Source organism: Acidaminococcus sp. AM05-11 (assembly GCF_003472805.1).
GTDB lineage: Bacteria > Bacillota > Negativicutes > Acidaminococcales > Acidaminococcaceae > Acidaminococcus > Acidaminococcus hominis.
In genome coordinates this window covers 25,057-26,012 of the sequence record NZ_QRMX01000027.1, presented here as the reverse complement: position 1 = coordinate 26,012, position 956 = coordinate 25,057, and the positions used below count along the sequence as shown (strand labels likewise).

1 pseudogene is annotated in these 956 nt (G+C 54.3%); it reads right to left on the bottom strand.

Annotated features, from left to right (window positions below):
* Window positions 1-956: pseudogene (locus DW089_RS09505) on the bottom strand (hypothetical protein); the annotation flags it as partial.

Sequence of the window (956 nt, the reverse complement as noted above, 5' to 3'; positions counted from 1 at the left end):
TGGCATAGCCGCCGTAGATTCCCTGGTCAATGGTACCGCCGTTTACGGTAACTATATTGTACGTGACCGCATCAGCGCGGCCGCCGTAGACCGTGCCGCCCACAGAGCCGCTATTTACAGTGACCGTGTTGCCGCTGGTGATACCTGTACCGTCATAGGCGTAGAGATTCCCTGTAATGGTCGGGCCGTCTGTGTCTGCTGCACCGACGGTAACCGTGTTATTCATACCGCTGCTGCCGCCAAAGGCGCCGTAGATGGATGCATTTACCGTACCCGCAGAGACAGCGACCGTATTATCTGAGGTCTCGACTCCACTGGCATAGGCACCATAGAGATTCGTTGCAAAGGTACTGCCCGTAATCGTAACCTTGTTTCCCTTGGTATTAGCAAGATACTTTGTATCGTAGTCCGGATAGGTCGACGTGAGGCCATTGGTCACGATGGACACATAATCCGTGGGCTTTGTGCCAATGGTAAGAGCAATAGACTTCCCGTCCTTGCTCTTGGTGAGATAATAGCCCGTCTGGGCAAAGCCGCTGTCCGTGAGAGTGCCTACGGCAGCCGACTTGAGACCCGTCAGGCCCTGGTCGTCCGTCAACAGTGTAATCACCGTGCCGTCCGTGTAGCCTGTCAGGTCTGCAATGCCAGCTTTAATGGCCGTATTGGTGATGTCCGCCGACCCTGTGACGGTAAGCATAGTGGCATTTTCTGTATTCTTGGCCTCATCAGGAACGTAGAAATTGATATTCTGGAAATTGCCGATATTCGCCACACTGTTGCCCAGGGTATAGACGTTTAGCGTATTATTGGTAAATTCGGAGCCCGTGCCACCGCCCCCGTAAAGGCTGGCGCCGGACACGTCCGTGCTGTACAGGTTGATGGTATTGCCGTCTACGGAACCTTCTGTAGAATAGCCGGCATACACGTCACCGGATACGGTGCCGCCCTTCAGGGTA